The sequence below is a fragment of the Synechococcus sp. CCY 9618 genome (assembly GCF_019038415.1).
GTDB lineage: Bacteria > Cyanobacteriota > Cyanobacteriia > PCC-6307 > Cyanobiaceae > Cyanobium.
In genome coordinates, this window is the sequence record NZ_JAFKRG010000034.1 from 1 (window position 1) to 24,591 (window position 24,591).

Genomic DNA, 24,591 nt, shown 5'->3' on the forward strand with positions numbered 1-24,591 from the left:
TTGCAGCCCACGGCTACTTCGGTCGTCTGATCTTCCAGTACGCCTCCTTCAACAACAGCCGCAGCCTGCACTTCTTCCTGGCCGCCTGGCCGGTGGTGGGCATCTGGTTCACGTCCCTGGGCATCAGCACCATGGCCTTCAACCTGAACGGCTTCAACTTCAACCAGTCGGTGCTTGACAGCCAGGGCCGGGTGATCAACACCTGGGCCGACGTGATCAACCGGGCCAACCTGGGCTTCGAGGTGATGCATGAGCGCAACGCGCACAACTTCCCCCTCGACCTGGCCACCGTCCAGTCGATCCCCGTCGCCCTGACCGCTCCAGCGATCGGCTGATCCTCAGGTCCGTTGCGGTCATCCGCTTCCGGCCTCTCAGCGCCTCCTCGGCCCCCTTGCGGAAGGGGGCTTTTTCATGGCCGTGAAGCAGCGGATCGGCTCTGTGGCCGCCATCGGCAGCACCCCCCGCGAACGTCGCCGGCGGCTGGAACAGGGGGGATGATGAGAAACTTTCTCAGCTTTCCCCCGCCCCCATGTCAGCCCGTCGCTGCGACGGCCCGCTCCGCAGGCCCCTCGCCAGCCTTCTGCGCAGGGGCCTGCTGATGGCTGTGCTGGTGCCCCCCCTGCTGGTGGGGTGCGGTCCCGGCCTGCTGACGGGGTCCGGCACCTCCGGGAAGCCCTCCGACGCCGACTCCCGCCCCCTGGTGCTCACCACCTTCACGATCCTCGCCGACATGGCCCGGCAGGTGGCCGGCGACCGGGTGCGGGTGGAGTCGATCACCAAGCTGGGCGCCGAGATCCACGGCTACGAGCCGACCCCCAGCGATCTCAAGCGGGCCAGCGGCGCCCAGATGGTGCTCGAGAACGGCATGGGCCTCGAGCGCTGGGCCCAGCGCTTCTACGCCACGCTGCCCGATGTGCCCCATGTCACCCTCACCGAGGGGATCACCCCCCTGCCGATCGCCAGCGACGCCTACAGGGGCAAGCCCAATCCCCATGCCTGGATGTCCCCGCGGCTGGCCAAGGTCTATGTGCAGAACATCCGCCGGGCCCTCACCGAGCTCGATCCCGCCGGCGCCGAGATCTACCGCCGCAACGCCGAGCGGTACGACGGCGAGCTGGACGCCCTGGACAAGGAGTTGCAGGCCTCCCTGGCCCTGATTCCCCCCCGCCAGCGGGTGCTGGCCAGCTGCGAGGGGGCCTTCTCCTACCTGGCCAGGGATTACGGCCTCACCGAGGCCTACCTCTGGCCGGTGAATGCCGAATCCCAGGTCACCCCCCAGCGCATGGCCAGCCTGATCGCCCTGGTGAAGGAGCGCCGGGTGCCGGCGGTGTTCTGCGAGAGCACCGTGAGCGCCGAGCCCCAGAAGCAGGTCGCCAGGGAGTCGGGTGCCCGTTTCGGGGGGGTCTTCTACGTCGACTCCCTGTCCCTCCCGGGCGGTCCTGCCCCCAACCTCCTGGAGCTCCAGCGTCGTAACCTGAAGACCCTGCGTGCGGGTCTGGCGGGGAGCTGAAACCATGCCGTCACGCCCTGATCTCCGTTCCGGCCCTGAGTCCGGTATCCATTCAGGTCTCGAGCGCATTTCGGTTCGCAATCTCTGCGTCGACTATCACGGTGTGGTGGCGGTTCACGACGCCACCCTGCACCTCGATGCCGGCACCATCTGTGCCCTGGTGGGCATGAACGGGGCGGGCAAATCCACCCTGTTCAAGGCGCTGATGGGCTTCGTGCGCCCCTCCGCCGGCAGCATCGCCATTGATGGCCAGCCCCTGCGCCAGGCACGCCGGGCCCGGGCGGTGGCCTACGTCCCCCAGACCGAGAGCGTCGACTGGAACTTCCCGGTCAACGTCTACGAGGTGGTGATGATGGGCCGCTACGGGGCCATGAACCTGCTGCGCATCCCCCGGCCCGCCGATCGCGAGGCTGTGCGGGAGGCCCTGGAGCGGGTGGATCTTTGGCCCCTGCGCCATCGCCAGATCGGCGCCCTCTCCGGCGGTCAGCGCAAGCGGGCCTTCCTGGCCCGGGCCCTGGCCCAGGGGGCCTCGGTGATGCTGCTCGACGAACCCTTCAACGGCGTTGACATCCGCACCGAGAAGCTGATGATCGAGCTCTTCCAGCAGTTCCGCCGCGAGGGCCGCACCCTGATGATCTCCACCCACGACCTCTCGCACGTCACCAGCTTCTGCGACCAGGTGGTGCTGATCAACAAGACCGTGCTCGCCTACGGCGAGACCTCCTCGGTGTTCACCAGCGAGAACCTGGCGCTCACTTTCGGCGGCCTGCGCCTGGAGGCGGAGCTCCCGTCTGCCATCGACACCGATTCCCCCCAGGCCCCATGACCGCCGTGCTCACCTGGCTGATCGAGCCTCTCCAGCAGGACTTCATGGTGCGGGCCCTGCTGGTCAGCACCCTGGTGTCCTGCGTCTGCGGGTTGCTCTCCTGCTTCATGACCCTCAAGGGCTGGGCCCTGATGGGGGATGCGGTGTCCCATGCGGTGATGCCCGGCGTGGTGATTGCCTACGCCCTCAACCTGCCCTTCGCGGTGGGGGCCTTCGTGTTCGGCGTGGGGTCGGTGGCGGTGATCGGTTACATCAAGCAGATGACCCGGATCAAGGAGGACACCGTGATCGGGCTGGTGTTCACCGGCTTCTTCGCCCTCGGCCTCACCCTGATCTCCAAGGTGCGCAGCACCATCGACCTCTCCCACATCCTGTTCGGCAACGTCCTGGGCATCAGCTCCGGTGACATCCTCCAGACCGTGCTGATCAGCGTGCTGGTGCTGGCGGTGCTGCTGGTGTTCCGGCGCGACCTGATCCTGTTCTGCTTCGATCCCACCCACGCCCGCTCGATCGGCATCCACACCGGGGTGCTGCACTACCTGCTGCTCTCGGTGCTCTCCCTGGCGGCGGTGGCCGGCCTGCAGACGGTGGGCATCATCCTGGTGGTGGCGATGCTGGTCACCCCCGGGGCCACGGCCTACCTGCTCACCGACCGCTTCGACCGCATGGCCTGGATCGCCATTCTCTCGGCGGTGCTCTCCAGCCTCGGCGGCATCTACTGGAGCTACTGGATGGATGCCTCCACGGCGGGCTGCATCGTGCTGGTGCAGACCCTGCTGTTCCTGGTGGCCTTCCTGTTCGCCCCCCGCCACGGCCTGCTGGCCCAGCGCCGGCGTTCCCCCCGGGCCACCCAGTTTCCTTCGGCGTGACGGCCACGGCGGCGGAGCAACGCTGGCCCTGGTGGCCCCTGCTTCCCCTCTACCCCTACGGCCGTCGCCGCACCCTGGTGCGGGAGCTGATCGCCGAGCGCCTCTGGAGCTTTGAGCAGCTGCAGGGGGTCTGGTACGTGGCGGTGCCCATCCGCATGACGGTGCTGCGGGTGCGCGAGGGACTGCTGCTCTACGCCCCGGTGGCCCCCACCGCTGAGGTGCTGGCACAGCTGCACCAGCTGGAGGAGCACCATGGCCCAGTGTGCACCATCGTGCTGCCCACCGCCTCGGGGCTGGAGCACAAGCTGCCGGTGCCGGCCATGGCCAGGGCCTTCCCTGCCGCCCAGGTGTGGGTGACGCCGAAACAGTGGAGTTTTCCCCTGTCCCTGCCGTCCGCCTGGCTGGGCTTTCCCCCCTCCCGCACCAGGGTGCTGCTCACCGACGGGGTCCCCCACGGCGACCAGCTCGACTGGCTGCCCCTCGGCCCCCTGGACCTTGGTCTGGGCACCTTCATGGAGATCGCCTGTTTCGATCGGGCCAGCGGCAGCCTGCTGCTCACCGACGCCCTGGTGGCGATCCCGCCGGAGCCGCCGGAGCTGTTCGATCTTGATCCCACTCCCCTGCTGTTCCACGCCCGTGAGCGCGGCGATGAGCCCCTGGTCGACGATCCGGCGCTGAGGCGGCGGGGGTGGCGCCGGCTGGTGCTGTTCGCCAATTACCTGCGGCCCCGGCCCCTGGAGGTGCCGCCCCTGGGGGAGGTGCTGAGCCACTGTCTGGCCCCGGGCTGCCGCCGCCCCCGCAGCCACTTCGGCTTCTACCCGTTCCGGTGGCTGCCGGACTGGCAGGCGGATTTCGAAGCGCTCGTACCCGATGGCCGCTGCAGCGTGCAGGTGGCGGCGGTGCTGGAGCGGTTGGTGTTTCCCCGCCAGCGGAACGCTCTGGTGGCCTGGATCCGTGGCCTGGCCGGCCTGCGGGAGCTGCGCTGGCTCGTGCCGTGCCACTACGAAGCTCCGGTGGCCTGCTCGCCGGCACGGCTGTCAGCCCTGGCGGATCGGATCGAGGCCGGTCCATGGGCCCAGGATCAGGGGCCATGGCTGACCCTGGCCGGCATTGACCGAACCCTGGTGAAGCTGGGCGTGGTGCCGGGCGAAGAGGCCGACGGCTGAGGCCCTACAGCTCCAGCTCGCCGGGATCATCCTCGAAACTTCCCTCCAGGCCGCCGCTGCCGATCAGGGCGGTTTCCAGCTCCATGCGCTGCTCCATCTGGCGCAGGAAATAGCCGGTCATCATGGCCGAGGCCAGCAGTCCGGCCAGGTTGTCGCGGCTGGCCTGGATCTTCACTTCGAACTGCTCGCCGGGCAGCATGCCCAGCAGGCCCTGGACGTTGTGACGGATGATGTCCTGGATGTCACCGGTGGCGGAGCGAGCCACCCGTTGGAGCACGTCCGGAGACTGGTCCTGCAGGTACTGAATCAGCGAATTGTCGCTGATCGCCTCATTATCGGCGGTCAGGAACTCCGGGTTGAACATTTTCCCTCCGGTGTGCTCTGAAACACGACGTGCACCATAACGCAGCATTTCAAGGGGGGTCCCCGTCGTCCGCAGGGGAGAACCGAATCGGACCGAAACGGGCCGGGGGCCAGTAGCGCCAGATCGCGGTGCCGATCAGTTCGTGCTCCGGAAGGGGACCCCAGAGATGGGAATCCAGACTGGCATTGCGGTTGTCCCCCAGCACCAGCAGGTCACCCGCGGGCACCACGAAGGGCGCCAGGTCGTAGGCCATCGGTTCCCTCGCCCAGTCCGGATCGGCGAGCTGGCCGTTGCGCCAGAGCTGACCCTGCCTCACCTCCACCCGGTCGCCCGCCACGGCCACCACCCGTTTGATCAGGGCCGAGCGGGGATCGTAGCCAGCGTCCCGCAGGGGTTCGGGCGGATGGAAGACCACGATGCTGCCGGGGCGGAGGCCTGCCCCGAACCGGGGGCTGAGCTTCTCCACCAGCACCCGGTCCTGCAGCTGCAAGGTGGGCAGCATCGAGCCGGAGGGAATCCAGCGGGGCTCCACGACGGTCCAGCGCAGCAGCAGAGCCACCAGGACCCAGAGCAGCAGCTGGCTGATCTGGCGCAGGAGCGGCGGGAAGGTGGGTCTGGCGTCGGCGGGGCCACTGCCCATGGGGTTGCCGTCCGTGAGGATGATCGCCCCATCCTGAACAGTGGAGTGCCCCCTTGGCCGGGTCCCCGTCCTCGCTGGCCAATGTCCGGTCGGCCCTGGTGTTGCTGGGGGCCCTGCGGCGGGCCGGGCTGGCCCATGCGGTGCTCTGCCCCGGCAGCCGCTCCGCCCCCCTGGCGGTGGCGGCTGCCCAGCTGGAGCCGGGCGGCCTGCATCTGCATACCGCCATCGACGAACGTTCCGCCGCCTTCTTCGCCCTGGGACTGGGCCGGGGCAGCGGCCTGCCGGCAGTGGTGATCACCACCTCGGGCACGGCGGTCGCCAACCTGCTCCCCGCCGCCGTGGAGGCTGATTTCGGCACCATCCCCCTGCTGCTGCTCACAGCCGACCGGCCGGCGCGCCTCAAGGGCTGCGGCGCCAACCAGAGCGTCAACCAGGAGGCCTTCCTGGGCTGCAGCTGCCGCTGGGTGGGCCATGGGTCGCCGGCGGGGCTCGCGGCCATGGCGCCGGCGGCCCTTGAGGCCCTGGCGGCCCGGGCCCTGGCAGAGGCCCTGGGAGGCAGTGCCGGCCGGCCGCCGGGGGCGGTGCACCTCAACCTCCCTTTCGAGGAGCCCCTGCATGCGGGCGGTGCCGAACTGACGCTGCTGGCTGCCGAACTGGCGGCTGAAGCCGTGTCGCCGCTTCCCATCCCGTCGCGGCCGGGCCCCTCGTCGGCGGCAGGGGGAGGTCTCGATCCGGACCGCCCCGGGGTGGTGGTGGCGGGCCCCTGGCGGGGTTCCCCTTCCGCCTGGCCCGGCCATGTGGCGGCCCTGCGCCGCTGGCAACGGCGCAGCGGCTGGCCCGTGCTGGCCGATGCCCTCTCCGGCCTGCGGGGCCTGGCTGATCTGGAACTGGTGACCGCCTACGACCTGGTGCTCGCGGAGGGCAGGGGTCCCCAGGCGGCGGCCTGGCTGGCGACCCCCCAGGTGCTGCGGCTGGGCCCCCTGCCCGCCAGCCGGCGCCTGCAGCGCTGCCTGGCCACCCAGCGGGGGCGGCAGGTGCTGGTGAGTGAGGGGGACGGCCGCAACCTCGATCCCCTCGCTGTCGTGGAGGCCCAGTGCTGCGACGGTCTGGAGGCCTGGGTGGGGGCCCTGCCGGCGGCCACCTGGCCGGGCCTGGTCGGCGAGGACTGCCGCGCCCTGGCCGACCGCTGGCGACAGGCGGATCAGGCCGTGCAGGGCCTGCTGGAGCGGGAACTGGCCGGGAGCGGCGGAGAGCCGGCTCTGGCCCGTCGTCTCAGCCGCCTGCTGCCCGCGGATGTGCCGGTGCTGCTGGCCAACAGCAGTCCGGTGCGCGACTGGGAGAGCTTCACCGACCCGGCGGCCCCGCCCCGGCCCATGCACGGCTTCCGGGGCGCTTCCGGCATCGACGGCACCCTCTCCAGTGCCTGCGGTCTGGCGGAGGCCCTCGGCCGGGCGGTGCTGGTGAGCGGCGATCTGGCCCTGCTGCACGACAGCAACGGCTGGCTGTGGCACCGCCAGCTGCGGGGGCGGCTCACCGTGGTGCTGATCGACAACGGCGGCGGCGGCATCTTTGAGCAGCTGCCGATCCGCACTCAGCCTGAATCGGCTGTGGATTTCGAGCGGCTGTTCGCCATGCCCCAGGCCCTTGACCCCCTGGCCCTGGCTGCCGTGCACGGGGTGCCGGGGCGGCGGCTGGGCGGCCCGGCCGAGCTGGAGGAGGCCCTGGCCTGGGCTCTGGCCCAGCCCCTGGCCCTGCTGGTGGTGACAAGCGACCGGCGCCGCGACGCGGCCCTGCGGCAGCGGCTGCGCACAATGGCGGCAGGACTGGTGGCAGGACGCTCCACCGGGCCGCTTTCCTCCCCATGACCACCCCCCCAACCCTGCCGACCTGGACCGCTGCCGGCCATTACCGCGACATCCGCTTCGAAACCAGCGGCGACGGCATCGCCCGGATCAGCATCGACCGGCCCGAGAAACGCAACGCCTTCCGGCCCCTGACCGTGCAGGAGCTCTGTGATGCCTTCAGCCGCGTGCGGGACGATCCCTCCATCGGCGTGGTGCTGTTCACCGGCGCCGGTCCGGCGGCCGATGGGGTGTGGGCCTTCTGCGCCGGCGGCGACCAGAGCGTGCGCGGCGACGGCGGCTATCTCGATGAGACCGGCCTGCCGCGACTCAACGTGCTGGACCTGCAGAGGATCATCCGCAGCCTGCCCAAGGTGGTGATCGCTCTGGTGGCGGGGTATGCCATCGGCGGCGGTCAGGTGCTGCACCTGTTGTGCGACCTCAGCCTGGCGGCGGAGAACGCCGTCTTCGGCCAGACCGGCCCCCGGGTCGGCTCCTTCGACGGCGGTTTCGGCGCCGGCTACCTGGCCCGGGTGGTGGGCCAGCGCAAGGCCCGGGAGATCTGGTTTCTGTGTCGCCGCTATTCCGCCGATCAGGCCCTGGCCATGGGGCTGGTGAACGCGGTGGTGCCCCTGGAGCGACTGGAGGCCGAAGGGGTGGCCTGGGCGCGGGAGGTGCTGCAGCACAGCCCGACGGCGATCCGCTGCCTCAAGGCCGCCTTCAATGCGGAAACCGACGGGTTGGCCGGCCTGCAGGAACTGGCGGGCCAGGCCACCCATCTCTTCTACCGGACCAGCGAAGGCCAGGAGGGGCGCAATGCCTTCCTGGAGAAGCGGGATCCCGACTTTTCCGGCGCCCCCTGGCTACCTTGAAAAGGAGGAATTGCAGTCCCAGGGCGGTGACCACCGTGCCGCGCCGTTACAGAACTCCCCTTTTTCGCAGCAGGCGTCAGCTGGCCTGGTGCCTGGCTTCCGTTTTCCTTGCTTCGCTGCCGATGGTGGCTGGGGCCGAGCCCACCAGGGAAGCCCTGGCCCAGCCCACCACGGAGGCCTTGGCCACCTTTCCGGGCCCGGTCGTCGACCGGGAGCTGGTGCTCGACCGGCGCCAGCGGCTGCTGCGGGTGCTGGAGGGGGGGCGGGAACTGCGCCGCTTCCAGGTGGGCGTCGGCATGCCTGGCTGGGAGACGCCGGTGGGCCGCTTCAGCGTCATCGAGATGGTCGTCAATCCGGTCTGGGAGCACCCCGCCAAGGGCCTGACGATCCCCCCCGGCCCCACCAATCCGCTCGGTTCCCGCTGGATCGGCTTCCACCGCGACTGCCTGGGCCGGAAGGGCTTCAACGGCCAGGAGCATCTGGAGGTGAAGGGCTGTGTGACGGCCGGCTTCCATGGCACCCCCCAGCGGGGCAGCGTGGGGGGTGCGGTGTCCCACGGCTGTGTGCGGCTGTACGACGAGGACGTGCGACAGCTGTTCGATCTGGTGCAGATGGGCACTCCGGTGACGGTGCTCCCCTGAGGCGCCGGGCGGCCCCGGGGACGCCCGTAGAGTTCCCAGCGCACCACCGGATCGAGAGCGGATGAGGGTTCTGTTTGCCGCCGCCGAGTGCGCCCCGATGATCAAGGTGGGGGGCATGGGTGATGTGGTGGGCTCCCTTCCGCCGGCCCTGGCGGCTTTGGGCCACGATGTGCGGATCATCCTTCCGGGCTACGGCAAGTTATGGAGCCGGCTGGAGATTCCGGCCGAGCCGATGTGGCGTGGCCATGCCATGGGCACCGATTTCGCCATCTACGAAACCCGCCACCCCGAGAGTGGCCTGACCATCTATCTGGTGGGCCATCCGGTGTTCGATCCGGAGCGCATCTACGGCGGTGAGGACGAGGACTGGCGCTTCACCTTCTTCGCCAACGCCACCGCCGAATTCGCCTGGAACGGTGGCTGGAAACCCCAGGTGCTCCATTGCCACGACTGGCATACGGGCATGATCCCGGTGTGGATGCACCAGGACCCGGAGATCAGCACCGTCTTCACCATCCACAACCTCCGCTACCAGGGGCCCTGGCGCTGGAAGCTCGACCGCATGACCTGGTGCCCCTGGTACATGCAGGGGGACCACACCATGGCGGCCGCTCTGCTCTACGCCGACCGGGTGAATGCCGTGTCGCCCACCTATGCGATGGAGATCCGCACGCCCGAGTACGGCGAGCGCATCGACGGCCTGCTCAATTTCATCAGCGGCAAGCTGCGCGGGATCCTCAACGGCATCGACACCGTGTCCTGGGATCCGGCCACCGACACCAGCCTGGCCGCCAATTTCTCGGCCCAGGATCTCAGCGGCCGATCGGCGAACAAGCGGTTGCTGCAGGAGCGGATGGGGCTCAACGTGAGCCCGGCCAGCTATCTGATGGGCATGGTGAGCCGGCTGGTGGACCAGAAGGGGGTCGACCTGCTGCTGCAGGTGGCCGACCGGGTGCTGGCCTACAGCGACAGCCAGTTCGTGGTGCTGGGCACGGGCGAGCGGGGCTACGAATCGGGTCTCTGGCAGATGGCGGCCCGCCATCCCGGGCGATTCTCCGTCTTCCTCACCTACGACGATGCCCTCTCCCGGCTCATCTACGCCGGCAGTGACGCCTTCCTGATGCCGAGTCGCTTCGAGCCCTGTGGCATCAGCCAGATGCTGGCCATGCACTACGGCTCGATCCCGGTGGTGCGTCGCGTCGGCGGCCTTGTGGACACCGTCCCCCCCAATGACCCCAGCGCCGGCACGGGCACCGGCTACGGCTTCGACCGCTATGAGGCGATCGACTTCTACACCACGATCGTGCGCTCCTGGGAGGCTTACCGCAACCAGCCCAGCTGGCAGGAGCTGCAGCGCCGCGCCATGACCACCGACTTCAGCTGGAACCGCTCCGCGCTCGAGTACGACGCCATGTACAGGGAGGTCTGCGGCGTCAAGGAGCCCACCCCGGACGCCGCCCAGGTGGAGCGCTTCTCCCAGGGCCAGGGGGCCGACCCCAGCCTGCTGCACGACGAACCGCGGCCCGAGGTGACTTCCAAGGAGCCGCCGCCGCCTCAGAAGAGCCGCAACCCCTTGTCCCTGCTGCGCCGTCGCAGCGACGGCTGAGCCAGCCCCCTCGCCCGGCGCCCATGGCTGATCCGGTTCCGCCCCCCTCCGATCTGCCGGCGCCCTATGCCAGCCCCTGGGGCCAGCTGAGCCTGGCCCTGCGGGCCGTTGTGGCCTCCCTGCGCCTCAAGGCGCGGGAGCTGTGGCGCCGCAACGCCGAGGGCGACCTGTCGGTGCCGGGCTTCTGGCCCCAGGGTCTGGCGGCCCTGTTCTGGCCGCTGCTGCTGGCTTTCCTGCTGGCCATGCCGCTGCTGGTGTGGCGGCTGCTGCCCCACCGGGCGCCTGATCCGGCCCCTGCCGCCGGCGGCGCCCCGCCCGTGTCGTTGGCCCCTCCCGCAGCGGTGGAACCCCCTGAGATCGGCACGGCTGAGGAGCCCGTCGCCCCGGCGTCTCCGGCCCCCGAGCCCCCGCCGCTGGAGCTGGATCCCCTGCTGACCCTGCTGGCCGACGACGATCCCGACCACCTGATCGCTTCGGCCCATCCCGAAACGGCCCATGCGCTGCTGGTGCTCACCATGCAGCCGGCCTATGGCCTGCAGGCACCGGCGGCGCGGCGGCGCTGGGCGGAACGCTGGCAGGAGCGGGCCCGGGCCCTGGGCTACGGGCGTCTGCAGCTGGTGGATGGCGGCGGCCAGCTGCTGGCACGGGGGGCGCTGGTGGGCTCCGGCATGATCCTGCTCGATCCCGGTCCGCCCCCCTGATGGTCCTGACAGTCGCGTCGCTCCGCCAGCTCTGGGGCGAGCCGCTCGCCGCCCCCCGGGCGGCCGATCCCGGTCCCATCGCCAGGGTGAGCACCGACAGCCGCGCTGATCTGGCCGGTGCCCTGTTCGTGCCCCTGGTGGGGGAGCGCTTCGACGGCCACCGTTTCCTGGACGCGGCCCTGGCGGCCGGGGCGGTGGCGGCCCTGGCCCAGCGCGACAGGCTCGAGGCAGAACCCGCCCGCGCCCTGGCCGCCGCCAGCGGCCGGCCCATCTGGCTGGTGGACGACACCCTGACGGCCTACCAGCAGCTGGGTCGCCTCTGGCGCCGCGGCCTGAAGGTGCCGGTGGTGGCCGTCACCGGATCGGCGGGCAAGACCACCACCAGGGAGCTGATCAAGGCGGCCCTGGCACCCCTGGGGCCGGTGGTGGCCAGCAGCGGCAACGAGAACAACGACGTCGGGGCGCCCCTCACCCTGCTGAAGGCCGACCACACCACCGCGGCGGTGGTGGTGGAGATGGGCATGCGGGGGCTGGGGGAGATCGAGCGGCTCACCCGCTGCGCCGAACCGGACGTGGCCGTGATCACCAACATCGGCACCGCCCACATCGGCCGCCTGGGCAGCCGCGAGGCGATCGGTCAGGCCAAGTGCGAGATCACCAGCGGCCTGGGCCCCGATGGGTTGCTGGTGGTGCCGGCGGGAGATCCCCTGCTCGAGCAGGCCCTGGCAGCGGTGTGGAGCGGCCGGGTGCGGCGTGTGGCCCTGGCCGACGAGCAGGCAGCCTTCCCCGCCGGTCTGCCTCCGGCCGATCTGGTGGGCCGCCTGGAGGACGGTGCGCTCAGCCTGCCGGCCGGCAGCGACGACCTGCGCCTGCAGCTACCCTTGGAGGGACGCCACAACGCCCGCAACCTGCTGCTGGCGGTGGCCGTGGCGCTGGAGCTGGGGGTGCCCGCCGCCGCGCTGGCCCAGCTGCGGGTGGAGCTCCCTGGCGGCCGGGCCCGGCGCCTGCGGCTGGGGGAGGTGGAGCTGCTCGACGAGACCTACAACGCCTCCCCGGAGGCGGTGCTGGCGGCCCTCGACCTTGTGGCCGCCCCCGGCGCTGGCCGCCGCTACGCGGTGCTCGGCACCATGCTCGAGCTGGGCGAGCGCAGCCTGGAGCTGCACCGGGCGGTGGCGGCCCGCGCCCTGGAGCTCGGCCTCGATGGTCTGGTGATCGTGGCGCCGCAGGCCGAAGCGGCGGCGATGGAGGCCGCCGCCGCCGGGCTGCCGCGCCTGCAGCGGGTGGAGTCGCCGGAGCAGGCGGCCATGGTGCTGCTGGGCTGGCTGGACCCGGGCGACCGGGTGCTGCTCAAGGCCAGCCGGGGGGTGGCCCTGGAGCGGATGATCCCGCTGCTGTCGGCGGGACTGGTGCCTGCCGCTTGAAGCACCGCCCCGGCGCCACCAGGATGGAGGGGCCTGCTGCGCCGCCGTCATGGTGAAACCCGTGTTCGTGACCACCACCTTCACGATCGAGGGCTACGCGATCACCGCCTACCGGGGGATCGTGCGGGGGATCGTGGTGCGCTCCCCGACCCTGCTGCAGGGGTTTTTCGGCGGGCTCAAGCAGATCGTGGGGGGAAAGATCGGCGCTTACACCAACATGTGCGAACAGGCCCGGGAGCAGGCCTACGAGCAGATGATCCAGCACGCCCGTTCCCTGGGTGCCAACGCGATCGTGGGCACCCGCTACGACGGCTCGGAGGTGCAGGGGGGCACGGCGGCAGCCACCGAAGTGCTCTGCTACGGCACCGCCGTGGTGGTGGAGCCCCTGGCCGGCAGCAGCGGCAGCAGCGCGTAGACCAGCAGCAGGGCCAGATAGACGCTGCCAGACACAGGATCCCGGCTCCCGATGATCTGCGACAGCGATTGATGCTCCAGCAGGACCCCCACAGCGAGCTCCGCCAGGAGCACCAGGCCCAGGGCGATGGCCCCGGTGGCGGCCCGCTGGCCGGCGCCGGCTCCCGAGAGCTGACGCCGCCCCACGAAGCGTGCGGCCAGCACCATGGCCACGGCCATGAACGGCATCTCCAGCAGCTCGGCCGTGCGTACCCCCAGCCGCGGCACCAGCAGCGGCACCCGCACCATGCCGAGCAGGAAGCCGGTGCCGAAGACCAGGGCGAAATAGGTGCCGGCCGCGCGCAGGATCGCCATGGGGAAAATGGGGATCGGATCAGAGTCTGGCGTGGCTGGGGGTGGGTGGTACGCGTGGACGCATCACTTCAGGATCCAGACCCTGAAACGCCGGCAGCAACTCGTGAGCTGCAGCGGGCTGAACCCAGGCGTGATGGGGCCAACCTGATCAGCAGAACGCCATCACGGATTGTGTATCACCATGAACAAGTGGTTGGCAGACCCGTAACCATGGATAGAGATTTGAGGCCCCCTACCCGAAACCGTTGCAGCATCAGGCCATTGACCCCGCTCATCTGCTTCGGTCACTCTGGCTCACGGAAAGGGCAGTTACCTACGACGTGGTTCTCGGAACCGCCCAACGACTAGTTGGAAAGATGTGAATAGCCATTGCAGACGCGCCTATGCTGAGACAGGCGTTCAAGACTTAACTTGTCACCAACCGTCTTCAGGGATGGCGAATTTCGTTTCTTCTTCTTCTCACGGGAGGAGAGTCGTCCTCACGTCCATGTCAGTCATCCTGATGGTGAGGCGAAGTTCTGGCTAAGCCCTACCGTTGAACTCGCTCGCAACATCGGGCTAAGCTCACCAAGGATCAAAGAAGCTGAGCGCCTGGTCCAGACACGCCAACAGGAGATCATCGATGCCTGGAACAACCACTTTGGCAGCTGAGGTCACGAATGTCTCTGGACATTGCGTCTGGATGCTTATTGATGATGAAGAGCTAGCGCTTCCCTATTCAGAGTTTCCCTGGTTTAAGGCGGCAACGATTCAGCAGATCCTTAACGTACTGCGTCCGACCTCGGACCATCTTTATTGGCCTGATCTAGATGTTGACTTGTCTGTCGAGTCGATACGCCACCCGGAAAGGTTCCCGCTGAAGGCCGAGAGTACTTTCCAACACTGCCATACACCTGACCCGCCTCCTTCAATGTATTGAGCCCACGGAGACTCGGAATCCGTACCTCTTTGCGGGCAGGTGATGGCCAGCGTTATGCAGCGATAGGCTCGCATCTATCTGTCAGGGCTGCGCATTCGTCTGTCGCTCCACGCCTGATCCGCCATCGATCATTCCGGCGCAGCATCCACCCTGCCCAGATCATTGCCCTTCACGCCGCCCTTCCGTCTCTCCCATGAAGGCCTTTCTCTGCAGGCGCTACGGCCCTCCCGAAGTTCTCCAGCTGGCCGAGATCCCCACACCCACCCCCGCCGCCAACGAGATCCTGATCCGGCTGCGGGCCACCACGGTGAATTCCGGTGATGTGCGGCTGCGGAGCATGGACCTGCCGCCGGGTTTCGGCCTGCTCGCCCGGCTGATCTTCGGGCTGCGGCGGCCCCGTCAGCCCATCCTGGGCACTGAGCTGGCCGGGGATGTGGTGGCCGCCGGCACGGACGTATCCAGCTTCGCCGTGGGGGATCGGGTGTTCGCCTTTCCCGGGGAAGCCATGGGCTGCCACACCGAGTACGTGTGCCTGCCGGCGGATGGGCCTGTGGTGGCCATGCCGGCGAACCTCTCCTACGAGCAGGCGGCGGCCCTGTCTTTCGGGGGGTCCACTGTGCTCGATTTCTTCCGCCGGGCCCGGCTGGCCCGTGGGGAGCGGCTGCTGGTGGTCGGTGCCAGCGGGACGGTGGGCACGGCGGCGGTCCAGATCGCCCGGCACCTGGGGGTCCATGTCACCGGCGTCTGCAGCGGCGCCAACGCCGAGTTGGTGCGCTCGCTGGGTGCCGAGCGCGTGATTGACCACACCCGCGAGGACTTCACCCGCCTGGGCGACTCCTACGACGTGATCCTCGACGCCATCGGCACCGCGTCCTTTCCCCGTGCCCGCCCCCTGCTGGCCCCCGGCGGCCGGCTGCTGCTGGTGTTTGCGGGTCTGGGCGGCATGCTGCTGGCGCCCTGGCATTCCTTCATCAGCGGCCTGGGGGTGGTGGCCGGGCCCGCTGAAGAGCGGATCGCCTATCTCCATGAGCTCGCCGCCCTGGCCGCCGCAGGCACCGTTGTGCCGGTGATCGACCGCGCCTGGCCCTTTGCGGAGCTGGTGGCGGCGCACCGCTACGTCGACCTCGGCCACAAGCGGGGCAGTGTGGTGATCCGGATGGAAGCCGCCCCGGACCCATCCGCCGTGGACTCTCCCGGGTAATTGGTCAGGATGATTCCTGACCGCCTGAGCCCCCCATGACGTCACCCTCCCGCCAGGCGAGCCAGGGCATCCCCCTCGGCCGGGTCCTCATCGCGGCCCTAGTGGTGGCGGGTGTGGCCCTCATCTACAGCCAGGGCTGGCACCGCCAGCTGGATCTCTCCGCCCTGCAGGCCTCCCGGGACCAGCTGCTGGCCTGGCGCCAGGCGTCCCCCCTGGCCACCGGCGCGGCCTTCCTGCTGCTCTACGTGCTGGTGGCCGGCCTGTCGCTGCCCGGGGCCACCGTGCTCACCCTGGCGGGGGGCGCCGTCTTCGGGCTGCTGTGGGGCACCGTGCTGGTGTCGCTGGGCTCCACCCTCGGTGCCACGGCGGCCTGCCTGCTGGCCCGCACCCTCTTCCGCGACCTGGTGCGCCGCCGCTTCGGCAGCCGCCTGAAGCCGATTGAGGAGGGCTTCCGGCGCGACGGCGCCGCCTACCTGCTCAGCCTGCGGCTGGTGCCCGTGTTTCCGTTCTTTGTTGTCAACCTGCTGATGGGGCTCACCCCCATGCCCCTTCTGCCCTTCGCTCTGGTGTCCCAGCTGGGCATGCTGCCGGCCACCATCGTCTATGTGAATGCCGGCACCCAGCTGGGGCAGCTCACCTCCTTGAAGGGGATCCTTTCGCCAGCGCTGCTGGCCTCCTTTGCCCTGCTCGGCCTGCTGCCCTGGATCGTGCGGCTGCTGCAGCAGCGCTGGCGGCTCTGGCAGCTCTACCGGCCCTGGAGCCGGCCCCGCAGCTTCGACCGCAACCTGATCGTCATCGGTGCCGGCGCCGCGGGATTGGTGACGGCCTACATTGCCGCCACCGTGCGGGCCAGGGTGACCCTGATCGAAGCCCAGCGCATGGGCGGCGACTGCCTCAACACCGGCTGCGTGCCCAGCAAGGCCCTGATCAGCAGCGCCCGCCTCGCCGCCCGCCTGCGCCGCGCCGACCATTACGGCCTCACCCCCCAGGATCCCCCGGTGGACCTGCGCCGGGTGCTGCGGCGGGTGCGGGCCAAGGTGGCGGCCATCGCCCCCCACGACAGCGTCGAGCGTTACACCGCCCTGGGGGTGGACGTGCGCCTCGGCCATGCCCGCCTGGTGAGTCCCTGGGCGGTGGCGATCACCTGCGCTGACGGCAGCGAGCAGGTGCTCACGGGCCGTTCGATTGTGCTGGCCACCGGCGCCGCACCGGTGATTCCGCCGATCCCCGGCATCGACACCGTCCGGGCCCTCACCAGCGAGACCCTCTGGGACGCCCTGGCCGACCATCCCCTGCCCCGGCCCTCGCTGGTGGTGCTGGGGGGCGGCCCGATCGGCTGCGAGCTGGCCCAGGCCCTGGCCCAGCTGGGCCTGCCGGTGACCCTGCTGCAGCGCAACGACCGCCTGCTGCCCCGGGAGGACCCGGAGGTGGGCGCCCTGGTGCAGGCGGTGCTGGAGCGCGACGGGGTGCAGGTGCACACCGGCTGCCGGGTGGAGCGGCTGGAGCCCGGCGCCGGCGGGGGGGTGCAGGTGCATTTCGATCTCGGTTTCGGCCCGGCCCGCGTCGAGGCCGACGAGCTGCTCTGCGCCGTGGGCCGCCGGGCCCGGCTGGAGGGCTACGGCCTCGACACCCTGGGCATCCCCAGCGGCCGCACCATCGATACCAGCGCCCACCTCCAGACCCTCTACCCCAACATCCTGGCCGCCGGTGACGCCGCTGGCCCCTGGCAGTTCACCCACACCGCCGCCCATCAGGCCTGGTATGCGGCTGTGAACGGCCTGTTCGATCCGGTCCGCTTTGCCGTGGATGGCCGGGTGATTCCCCGCACCACCTTCACCGATCCGGAGGTGGCCAGGGTGGGCCTGAGCGAATCCGAGGCCGACGAGCAGGACGTGGCGTACGAGGTGACCCACTTCGATGTGGCCGAGCTGGACCGGGCCATCGTGGAGTCGGCCGAGACCGGCTTCGTGAAGGTGCTGACCGTGCCCGGCAAGGACACGATCCTGGGGGTGACGATCGTGGCGGAACAGGCCGGCGAGCTGCTGGCCGAATTTGTGCTGGCGATGAAATGGAAGCTGGGTCTGGGCAAGGTGATGGGCGCCATCCATGCCTACCCAACCCTGGCGGAGGCCAACAAGTACGCCGCCGGCAACTGGAAGAAGGCCCACGCCCCCCAGCGCACTCTCGCACTGCTGGAACGGTTCCACACCTGGCGGAGGGGAGGATGAGCCCTGTGCAGATGAACGCGCTCAGCCTCCGGAAAGGAACGGATCGACGTTGAGCAGCGCCACGCTCACCGCCACGGCACTGGCCAGCAGCAGCCACAGCAGACGCAGCAGGATCAGACCCGCCGCCCGCCGGTCCAGCCCCGCCGCCGCCGCCACGCTCACCACCGCCGCCCCAAGCCCCGCCACCGTGTCCACGGCGGCGAGCACCGGGCTGTGCAGCCCGAAGTAGAGGGTGGTGAAGACGGCGAACAGCAGCCAGCCAATGCCTTCGGACACCAGCACCACCTGCCGCCGCCATCCGTCGACCGCCCCCAGGTTGGCCACCCGGGCCAGACCCATCAGGGAGGTGACGTTCAGCACCAGCCACATCGGTGCGAACAGCCAGTCGGGAGGGGCGAAGGGAGGCAGTTGGAAGCTGGTGTAGAAGGCGCCATCGCCCTGCAGGCCCGCCGGCCAGAGGCTGACGACATTGGCGGCCCCGAGGATCGCCGCGCCATGCCACCAGCGGAAGCGCCGGGCGGGGGCGCCGAGTGTCATGCCTGGGAATGGAGCCCGATGGTGTTGCCCTCGCTGTCGAGCACCAGGCTCATGAAACCGTAGGCGCCGATGGACATCTTCGGCTTGATCACCCGGCCTCCGGCGGCCTCCACCCGGCTTTCCTCCACTCCGCAGTCGGTGCAGGAGAAATAGATCAGGGTGCCGCCGCCCCCCGGTGCCATCCCCTCCATCCTGGCCAGGGCGCCACCGGCCCCCACCCGCTCGTTGTCCATCGGAAAGGCCCAGTACTCCATGCCCGCATCCGGCATGTTCTCCAGGCTCAGCTGGAACACGCCTTCATAGAAACGCCGGGCCCGCTCCATGTCGTCGACGTAGAGCTCGAACCAGATGACAGGATTAGCGGCCATGGCCCCGAAACAGAGTCCCGCAGCGAGACTAGGCCAGGACTGCGGGATTCAGCCCGCCACTCCCTGCTCCTGTCGCGGCGCCGGAGCCGACCAGTTCTCCTTCACCAGCTGACGGGCCCGCCCCAGGGCCAGGGCCCCGGCGGGCACGTCCTTGGTGAGGGTGGAGCCCGCTCCCACCGTCACCCCCTCGCCCAGGGTGATCGGCGCCACCAGCACCGAGTTGGCGCCGGTCTTGCTGCCGCCGCCGATCACCGTCCGGTGCTTATGAACCCCGTCGAAGTTGGCCGTGATCGTGCCGGCACCCACGTTCACTTCGGCGCCCAGGTCGGCGTCGCCCAGATAGCTGAGGTGGTTCGCCTTGCAGCCCTCCCCCAGCCGGCTGTTCTTCACCTCCACGAAATTGCCGATGCGGCAGCCCTCCTCCAGATGGGTGCCGGCCCGGAGCTGGGCGAAGGGCCCAATCACGCAGCCGGGAGCCACGCTGCTGTCGCGCAGCACCGAATGGATCACCTCCACCTCCGCGCCCAGGTGGCTGTCCTCGATCAGGCAGCCCGGTCCGATGCGGCAGCCGTCGCCCACCGTCGTGGCCCCGCGGAAATGGCACTGGGGCTCCACCAGCACGTCGCGGCCGAAGCGGGTGTCCTCGCTCAGGGTGCAGCTGGCCGGATCGATGAAGCTCACCCCCTCCGTCATCCAATGGCGCCGCAGTCGCTCCTGCAGCACCCCTTCGCAGTGGGCCAGCTGCTGGCGGTCGTTGATGCCGGCCACCTCGTTGGGGTCGATCACCTCCAGGTGCATGGCCGGCCGCAGCAGCGCAATCGTGTCGGTGAGGTAGAGCTCCCCCTGGTCGTTGTCGGTGCTCAGCTTCGGCAGCACCGCCGCCAGCTTCGGCCAGTCGAAGCAGTAGATGCCCGCGTTGGTGAGGTCGTTGCGGCGCTGCTCGGCGTCGCAGTCGCGGTGCTCGACGATGGCGTTCACCTGGCCCGTCCAGTCGGCAAACACCCGGCCGTAGCCGCTCGGATCGGCCAGCCGGGCACTGAGCAGGGTCACCGCCGCCCCGCCTTTCCGGTGGGTGGTGAGCAGTTTCTCCAGGGTTTCCGGGCGCAGCAGGGGCACGTCGCCATTGAGCACCAGCAGCTCCCCCTTGAAATCCGCCAGGGGCTCCAGCAGCTGCTGCACCGCATGGCCCGTGCCGTTCTGGGGCTCCTGCAGCACGAATTCCAGGCCCTTCACCCGGCTGAGGGTCTGCTCCACCCGTTCCGCCTGGTGTCCGACCACCATCAGCTGGCGGTCGGGGGCCAGCAGGTGACAGCTGCCCAGCACCCGCTCCACCAGGGTGGCGCCGGCCAGGGGCTGGAGCACCTTGGGCAGGGCGCTCTTCATGCGGGTCCCTTTCCCGGCGGCCAGAACGGCAACGGCGAGCATCGGCGGAGCGGGGGCGTCTGGGCCGGAATCTACCGGTGCCGTCCGGAGCGGCCCAGCCCCTGCTCCCGGCGGCGGCGCTCCAGGATCTCGGCGGCCGTGGCGGTGCCGCTGGGATCCCGGTAAGGCACGCCGGCCCGGCTGGCCAGGTGCTCGTGCTCAAAGGGCTCCAGCGGTCGCAGAGCCGGATGGGGAGCCAGGGGGGCCGGGCCGGCGGCAGTGCCGGCGCTCCATTGCCCCGCCTCGGCAGGGTCCGGCCGGATCGCCTGCACCGCCATTCCCAGATCCAGCAGGCAGCGCCGCAGGGCCGCCGCCGAGCAGTAGGTGAGCAGGCGGCCATCGTTCCGCAGCAGCCGCACCAGCCGTTCGAGGAATTCCCGGCTCCAGAGCTGGGGGCAGCGGCTGGGGGAGAAGGCATCGAGCAGCACCAGGTCGCAGCTTCCCTCCAGGGGGCCCAGCAGGTCCGGCAGCCGTTGGCGGGCATCGCCGAGCAGCAGCCGGCCGCCGGCGCCGAGAGCTTCCAGCCGCGGGATCACCCCGGCGGGCCACTGGGCCCGGAAGCCGCCATCGGCCAGTGCCAGGGCCAGGGGGCGGGGATCCTGTTCCAGCCCCCACCAGTCGAACCCCAGGCGGGCGGCTCGGCAGGCGGCGATCAGGGCCGCGGTGTTGGTGCCGGTGCCCACCGCCACCTCCGCCACCACCAGCTCCCGGCCCGGGGCGAAGCGCTCCAGGGCAGCCGGCCGCACGAATTTTTCGTTCGCCTCCCGCAGGGCGCCCGCCGCGCTGTGGAATCCCTCGCCGAAGCTGCGGCTGTAGAGGCTGAAGCTGCCGTCGGCCCCGCGGCGCAGCAGCAGGTCCGCCGCGGTATCCGCCGAGGCCGCTGCCATCGGTGGATCAGGCCCGCAGCCGGGCCAGATCATCCCAGAAACCCGGATAGGAGACGGCGGCCGCCTCCGGACGGTGCAGCCGGCTGTCGCCCAGGGCCACCAGCGAGGCCACCGCCAGGCTCATGGCCACCCGGTGGTCGGTCTCGCTGTCCACCTCCGCCCCGTGCAGGGGCGTGAGGCCCGCGATGCTGAGGCCATCGGGGTGCTCCTCGAGCCGGGCCCCCATGGCGGTGAGCTGGCGGGCCATCACCGCCAGCCGGTCGGTCTCCTTCACCCGCAGTTCGGCCGCGCCGCTGATCCGGCTGGTCCCGTCGGCGCAGCAGGCCGCCACCGCCAGCACCGGGATCTCATCCACCAGCCGGGGGATCATCGGGCCTTCGATGCTGAAGGCCCGCAGGGGGCCGTGCCGCACCCGCAGCTCCCCCACCGGCTCCCCGGCCACATCGCGGGCATTCAGCACCTCGATGCGGGCCCCCATCCGCTCCAGCACCTCCAGGATGCCCGTGCGGCTGGGGTTGAGCCCCACGTTCTCGATCGTCAGGTCGGCCCCCGGGGTGATGGCCCCCGCCACCAGCCAGAAGGCGGCGGAGCTGATGTCGCCGGGCACCACCACGCTCTGGCCTCGCAGGGTGGGGCCGGGCCGCACGGTGATGAACCGCCCCAGGTCGCCACCCACCTCCAGATCGGCCCCGAAGGCCCGCAGCATCCGTTCGCTGTGGTCCCGGGTGGGTGCCGGTTCGATCACGGTGGTGGGGCCGTCGGCGGTGAGGGCCGCCAGCAGCAGGGCGCTCTTCACCTGAGCCGAGGCCACCGGCGTGCCGATCACGCTGCCGTGCAGGGGCTGGCCCTGCACCGCCAGGGGCGCCAGGTTGCCGTCCTGGCGGCCATGGATCCGGGCTCCCATCTGGGCCAGCGGTTCCCCCACCCGGCGCATGGGCCGGGAGCGCAGCGAAGCATCACCACTGAGCACGAAGTGGCGCCCCCGGCGGCCCGCCAGCAGCCCCAGCATCAGCCGCATGGTGGTGCCGGAATTGCCGCAGTCGAGCACCTGGGCCGGTTCCTGCAGACCATCCAGGCCCACCCCCTCCACCAGCACCGGTTCGCCAGCCTCGATCGGCGAGACCGTCACCCCCATGGCTCGCAGGCAGGCGGCGGTGCTGAGGGGATCCTCGGCGGGCAGCAGGCCGTCGATGCGGGTCCGTCCTTCGGCGATCGCCCCGAACAGCAGGGCGCGGTGCGAGATCGACTTGTCGCCCGGCACCTTCACCGTGCCGCTCAGGCTGCCACCCGCCGGCAGGGCCAGCGGAGCGACCAACAGATCGACGCTCCCATCGGCGCCTGCGGAGGGGGACAAGAGCTCTGGTGACGACTGGGGCGATCCTATGGAGCGACCGGTACGGGACCCGCTCAGGGGCGGATGCCGACGGCCCGCAGACTGCTCGACAGGCTCCAGACCTCCACCACCAGCCGGTGCCAGGGGGTGATCGTCTCCATCGACAGGCCCATGGGCTTGGGGGACGCAGCCCGCAGGGACCGGGCCGCCGCCAGGGAACGGCGCGCCTCGTCGAGCCGCTGCCGCAGCAGCTCCTGTTCACCGGCCGTCAGGACCGTGTCCGGGCAGTGCTCCAGCAGCAGCAGGCCACGGTCGAACGACTCGGCGTAGTCGGCCAGAAGCGGCACCAGCAACTCCTCCAGGAGGGGGCCGGTGGGGTCGGGCAGGGAAGGGGCAGGAACCATCAAGCCAGCGTAGGAATCGCCTCTGTCGCCGGACGGGTACGGATCACCAGCCCTTCTGCGCTGAATCGGCCGCGGTCACGGGAGGCTCCAGCAGGCCTTCCCAGAGAGGATGGAACGGATGCACCGGGCGTTGCCCGGGCGGGGCGCCCTCCAGTGGCAGGCCCAGGTTGGCCCAGCGGAACAGGGAGCCTTCCAGGTTGCGAACATCCCGGTACCCCGCCCGCCGCAGGGCTCGGGCCAGCCGGGCGGAGCGGTAGCCCACCGAGCAGTAGGCGACGATCGGCCTGTTCAGCTCCAGCCCCGCCGCCGCGACGGCCTCCACCGTGGCCAGCCGGCGGGCCCCGGCCAGGCGGCTGACGGCGAACTCCTCGTCGGAACGGGCGTCGACCAGCACAGGCGCCGGTCCATCGGCGGCCAGCTCCGCGGCCAGCTGTTCGCAGCCGACCACCGGCACCTCCGGGAAGCGCCGGCGGATCGTCGCCATCACCAGGCTCCAGGCAAGCCGACGCAGGGCCCGGAGGCTGGCCTGACGGAGAGCGCCAACCGGCTGGAAGGCCATGGAACGATGGGCTCCGAACGGATCCCCCCATGATCGATCTCGCCGTCTGGGATGGCCTGCTGCGGCGCCACGTGGACAGCCGTGGACGGGTGGACTACGCCGCCTGGCAGGGCCAGGACGCCAGGGAACTGGACGGCTGGCTGGCGGCCCAGCGCCCTTTCGATCCGGATCCTGGCGACGGGCCCGAGGCGATGGCCTTCTGGATCAACCTCTACAACGCCCTGGTGATCCGCCAGGTGCTGGACCGTTTCCCCCTCGCCTCCATCCGCCCCACCTGGGCCGGGATTCCCAACTGGCCGGCCTTCCTGCGCTTCTTCTCCCGGCCGGCGATCGTGCTGCAGGACCGGCCCCTCAGCCTCGACCGCATCGAACACGGCATCCTGCGGCCCCGCTTCGGTGATCCCCGGATCCATTGCGCCCTGGTCTGCGCCGCCATCGGCTGCCCCCTGCTGCGGCCGGAGGCCTACCGCCCGCAGCAGCTTGAGATCCAGCTGCAGGAGGACGCAGGTCGCTTCCTGCGGCATCCGCAGAAGCTGCGATTCGATCCGGCCACCGGACTCCTGCACTGCAGCCGGGTCCTCCAGTGGTACCGCCGCGATGTCCTGGCGGTGGCCCCCTCGATCGGCGCCTGGGTGAGTCGTTACCGTCCGGATCTGGATCTGCCGCCCCGCCCCCGGATCGTCTGGCTCCCCTACGACTGGGCCCTGAACGGACGCTGACGCAGGGTCACCCGCTCACTGGCGGGTCTCGCCGTAGAACCGCTTCAGCGTCGCCGCCGGCACACCCAGCCCCCAGAGCAGACCGATCGCCAGGTGGATGCCGGTGGCCTTCCAGGCCCCCCAGCGGGCCACCCGGCGGTCGGAGGATTCCACCACCCTGTTCAGCTGGCGGATGCGTCCCAGCCGGCCGAGCCGGCGGCAGAGATCGGCGTCCTCCATGATCGGCAGGGACGCATCGAAGCCGCCGCAGCGCTGGAAGTCGGCCCGGCGGCAGAACATCACCTGATCGCCGAACAGCACGCGGAAGCCGTTCAGCAGGTAGCGATGGGGCCGGAACAGCAGGGCCGCGTAGTGGGTCTTGAGAGCGTTGTGGAGGCTGATGCCCCAGCGGGTGCGGCGGGGGCCGCCCATCAGGGACAGGAAGCCCCCGCAGCTGATCGCCGGGTCGGCCAGGGTGTCGCAGATCAGCGGCACGAGATCCGGGGGCACCAGGGTGTCGGCATGCAGGAAACAGAGGATCTGGCCCCGGGCCAGGCCCGCTCCCCGGTTCATCTGCACGGCTCGCCCCGGCCGCTCCACGCGCACCACCCGGCAGCCGTGCACATCAGCGATAGCCAGGGTGGCGTCCGTGCTGCCCCCATCCACCACGATCACTTCGGCGGCGGCTGGATCCAGGATCTCCACACGGTTGAGGGTGCACTCCAGATGAGCGGCTTCGTTGAGGGTGGGGATGATGATTGACACCGTCGGGGTGTTGAGGGGGCGGCTGTTCACCTCACTGTTCACATC

At 70.3% G+C, this 24,591-nt stretch carries 27 protein-coding genes and 1 pseudogene; 17 read left to right on the plus strand and 11 right to left on the minus strand.

From position 1 onward, the window contains the following. The 5 genes and pseudogenes from KUG41_RS07435 to KUG41_RS07455 all read left to right on the plus strand — a co-directional run. A pseudogene (locus KUG41_RS07435) lies at positions 1-335 on the plus strand (photosystem II q(b) protein); the annotation flags it as partial. Positions 336-598: 263 nt separating this feature from the next. Then, complete coding sequence (locus KUG41_RS07440; RefSeq protein WP_216903066.1) at positions 599-1,510, plus strand: metal ABC transporter substrate-binding protein; 912 nt, start codon at positions 599-601, stop codon at positions 1,508-1,510. Between the two features lie 4 nt (positions 1,511-1,514). Beyond that, a complete protein-coding gene (locus KUG41_RS07445) occupies positions 1,515-2,336 on the plus strand; it encodes a metal ABC transporter ATP-binding protein (protein ID WP_254216957.1) in 822 nt (273 codons plus the stop codon). Beyond that, positions 2,333-3,205 carry a metal ABC transporter permease gene (locus KUG41_RS07450; RefSeq protein ID WP_216902717.1) on the plus strand — a complete coding sequence of 291 codons (873 nt, stop codon included), beginning with the start codon at positions 2,333-2,335 and terminating at the stop codon, positions 3,203-3,205. Before KUG41_RS07445 ends, KUG41_RS07450 begins: the two co-directional genes overlap by 4 nt. Next, positions 3,202-4,371 (plus strand): DUF4336 domain-containing protein, encoded by a 1,170-nt coding sequence (locus KUG41_RS07455; protein WP_216902719.1) that lies wholly within the window; start codon positions 3,202-3,204, stop codon positions 4,369-4,371. Before KUG41_RS07450 ends, KUG41_RS07455 begins: the two co-directional genes overlap by 4 nt. A 4-nt stretch (positions 4,372-4,375) precedes the next feature. Here KUG41_RS07455 and KUG41_RS07460 read toward each other — a convergent pair whose 3' ends face one another. Both KUG41_RS07460 and lepB read right to left on the minus strand, forming a co-directional pair. Continuing rightward, the gene (locus KUG41_RS07460; protein ID WP_216902721.1) at positions 4,376-4,735 is read right to left on the minus strand and encodes a DUF760 domain-containing protein; all 360 of its coding nucleotides are present in this window, start codon (positions 4,733-4,735) and stop codon (positions 4,376-4,378) included. A 49-nt stretch (positions 4,736-4,784) separates the two neighbouring features. Next, positions 4,785-5,375 carry a signal peptidase I gene (gene lepB / locus KUG41_RS07465; RefSeq protein ID WP_216902723.1) on the minus strand — a complete coding sequence of 197 codons (591 nt, stop codon included), beginning with the start codon at positions 5,373-5,375 and terminating at the stop codon, positions 4,785-4,787. Between the two features lie 53 nt (positions 5,376-5,428). Here lepB and menD point away from each other — a divergent pair, with 53 nt between their 5' ends. The 7 genes from menD (at position 5,429) to KUG41_RS07500 (ending at position 12,872) form a co-directional block, all read left to right on the plus strand. Next, positions 5,429-7,240 carry a 2-succinyl-5-enolpyruvyl-6-hydroxy-3-cyclohexene-1-carboxylic-acid synthase gene (gene menD, locus KUG41_RS07470; RefSeq protein ID WP_254216959.1) on the plus strand — a complete coding sequence of 604 codons (1,812 nt, stop codon included), beginning with the start codon at positions 5,429-5,431 and terminating at the stop codon, positions 7,238-7,240. Next, positions 7,237-8,088, plus strand: a complete 852-nt coding sequence (menB, locus tag KUG41_RS07475; RefSeq protein ID WP_216902725.1) for a 1,4-dihydroxy-2-naphthoyl-CoA synthase — start codon at positions 7,237-7,239, stop codon at positions 8,086-8,088. The genes menD and menB overlap by 4 nt, the downstream gene beginning before the upstream one ends. A gap of 26 nt (positions 8,089-8,114) precedes the next feature. Beyond that, entirely contained in the window at positions 8,115-8,729 is a 615-nt protein-coding gene (locus KUG41_RS07480) for a L,D-transpeptidase (RefSeq protein ID WP_371734070.1), read from the plus strand. Between the two features lie 61 nt (positions 8,730-8,790). After that, on the plus strand, positions 8,791-10,335 hold the full coding sequence (glgA, locus tag KUG41_RS07485; protein WP_216902727.1) for a glycogen synthase GlgA: 1,545 nt from the start codon (positions 8,791-8,793) through the stop codon (positions 10,333-10,335). A 23-nt stretch (positions 10,336-10,358) separates the two neighbouring features. Next, a complete protein-coding gene (locus tag KUG41_RS15935) occupies positions 10,359-11,036 on the plus strand; it encodes a hypothetical protein (protein ID WP_216902729.1) in 678 nt (225 codons plus the stop codon). Continuing rightward, positions 11,036-12,457, plus strand: coding sequence for a UDP-N-acetylmuramoyl-tripeptide--D-alanyl-D-alanine ligase (gene murF / locus KUG41_RS07495; protein WP_216902731.1), 1,422 nt, complete (start codon positions 11,036-11,038; stop codon positions 12,455-12,457). Before KUG41_RS15935 ends, murF begins: the two co-directional genes overlap by 1 nt. Before the next feature lie 49 nt (positions 12,458-12,506). Continuing rightward, the gene (locus KUG41_RS07500; RefSeq protein ID WP_216902732.1) at positions 12,507-12,872 is read left to right on the plus strand and encodes a YbjQ family protein; all 366 of its coding nucleotides are present in this window, start codon (positions 12,507-12,509) and stop codon (positions 12,870-12,872) included. Here the strand turns inward: KUG41_RS07500 and KUG41_RS07505 are convergent. Beyond that, positions 12,815-13,225 carry a hypothetical protein gene (locus tag KUG41_RS07505; protein ID WP_216902734.1) on the minus strand — a complete coding sequence of 137 codons (411 nt, stop codon included), beginning with the start codon at positions 13,223-13,225 and terminating at the stop codon, positions 12,815-12,817. The genes KUG41_RS07500 and KUG41_RS07505 overlap by 58 nt on opposite strands. Before the next feature lie 411 nt (positions 13,226-13,636). On the opposite strand from KUG41_RS07505, the gene KUG41_RS07510 reads away from it, so the two are divergent. The 4 genes from KUG41_RS07510 to KUG41_RS07525 all read left to right on the plus strand — a co-directional run bounded on the left by KUG41_RS07510 (position 13,637) and on the right by KUG41_RS07525 (position 17,573). After that, positions 13,637-13,876 carry a DUF4160 domain-containing protein gene (locus KUG41_RS07510; RefSeq protein WP_216902736.1) on the plus strand — a complete coding sequence of 80 codons (240 nt, stop codon included), beginning with the start codon at positions 13,637-13,639 and terminating at the stop codon, positions 13,874-13,876. A gap of 31 nt (positions 13,877-13,907) precedes the next feature. Continuing rightward, positions 13,908-14,144: a DUF2442 domain-containing protein gene (locus KUG41_RS07515; RefSeq protein ID WP_254216983.1), complete on the plus strand. Its 237-nt coding sequence runs from the start codon at positions 13,908-13,910 to the stop codon at positions 14,142-14,144. 193 nt (positions 14,145-14,337) lie between these two features. Further along, positions 14,338-15,345, plus strand: a complete 1,008-nt coding sequence (locus tag KUG41_RS07520; RefSeq protein ID WP_216902740.1) for an NAD(P)-dependent alcohol dehydrogenase — start codon at positions 14,338-14,340, stop codon at positions 15,343-15,345. Between the two features lie 35 nt (positions 15,346-15,380). Next, on the plus strand, positions 15,381-17,573 hold the full coding sequence (locus tag KUG41_RS07525; RefSeq protein ID WP_216902742.1) for an FAD-dependent oxidoreductase: 2,193 nt from the start codon (positions 15,381-15,383) through the stop codon (positions 17,571-17,573). A gap of 21 nt (positions 17,574-17,594) precedes the next feature. Here the strand turns inward: KUG41_RS07525 and KUG41_RS07530 are convergent, their stop codons facing one another. Genes KUG41_RS07530 through KUG41_RS07560 form a run of 7 tightly spaced genes read right to left on the minus strand, consistent with a single transcriptional unit; the run spans position 17,595 to position 23,083 of the window. Continuing rightward, positions 17,595-18,110, minus strand: coding sequence for a tryptophan-rich sensory protein (locus KUG41_RS07530; RefSeq protein ID WP_216902744.1), 516 nt, complete (start codon positions 18,108-18,110; stop codon positions 17,595-17,597). Continuing rightward, positions 18,107-18,478, minus strand: a complete 372-nt coding sequence (locus KUG41_RS07535) for a VOC family protein (RefSeq protein WP_216902746.1) — start codon at positions 18,476-18,478, stop codon at positions 18,107-18,109. The genes KUG41_RS07530 and KUG41_RS07535 overlap by 4 nt, the downstream gene beginning before the upstream one ends. A gap of 48 nt (positions 18,479-18,526) precedes the next feature. After that, positions 18,527-19,903, minus strand: coding sequence for a bifunctional UDP-N-acetylglucosamine diphosphorylase/glucosamine-1-phosphate N-acetyltransferase GlmU (glmU, locus tag KUG41_RS07540; RefSeq protein ID WP_216902748.1), 1,377 nt, complete (start codon positions 19,901-19,903; stop codon positions 18,527-18,529). 29 nt (positions 19,904-19,932) lie between these two features. Next, positions 19,933-20,787, minus strand: a complete 855-nt coding sequence (locus tag KUG41_RS07545; RefSeq protein ID WP_216902750.1) for an MnmC family methyltransferase — start codon at positions 20,785-20,787, stop codon at positions 19,933-19,935. Positions 20,788-20,794: 7 nt separating this feature from the next. After that, positions 20,795-22,141: a 3-phosphoshikimate 1-carboxyvinyltransferase gene (gene aroA, locus KUG41_RS07550; protein ID WP_371734071.1), complete on the minus strand. Its 1,347-nt coding sequence runs from the start codon at positions 22,139-22,141 to the stop codon at positions 20,795-20,797. 53 nt (positions 22,142-22,194) lie between these two features. Then, positions 22,195-22,524: a DUF2605 family protein gene (locus KUG41_RS07555; protein ID WP_216902752.1), complete on the minus strand. Its 330-nt coding sequence runs from the start codon at positions 22,522-22,524 to the stop codon at positions 22,195-22,197. 43 nt (positions 22,525-22,567) lie between these two features. Continuing rightward, positions 22,568-23,083 carry a rhodanese-like domain-containing protein gene (locus KUG41_RS07560; RefSeq protein ID WP_216902754.1) on the minus strand — a complete coding sequence of 172 codons (516 nt, stop codon included), beginning with the start codon at positions 23,081-23,083 and terminating at the stop codon, positions 22,568-22,570. A gap of 29 nt (positions 23,084-23,112) precedes the next feature. On the opposite strand from KUG41_RS07560, the gene KUG41_RS07565 reads away from it, so the two are divergent. Next, positions 23,113-23,802, plus strand: coding sequence for a DUF547 domain-containing protein (locus KUG41_RS07565; RefSeq protein WP_216902756.1), 690 nt, complete (start codon positions 23,113-23,115; stop codon positions 23,800-23,802). 15 nt (positions 23,803-23,817) lie between these two features. Here the strand turns inward: KUG41_RS07565 and KUG41_RS07570 are convergent, their stop codons facing one another. Beyond that, positions 23,818-24,576 (minus strand): TIGR04283 family arsenosugar biosynthesis glycosyltransferase, encoded by a 759-nt coding sequence (locus KUG41_RS07570; RefSeq protein ID WP_216902758.1) that lies wholly within the window; start codon positions 24,574-24,576, stop codon positions 23,818-23,820. Positions 24,577-24,591 lie beyond the last annotated feature (15 nt).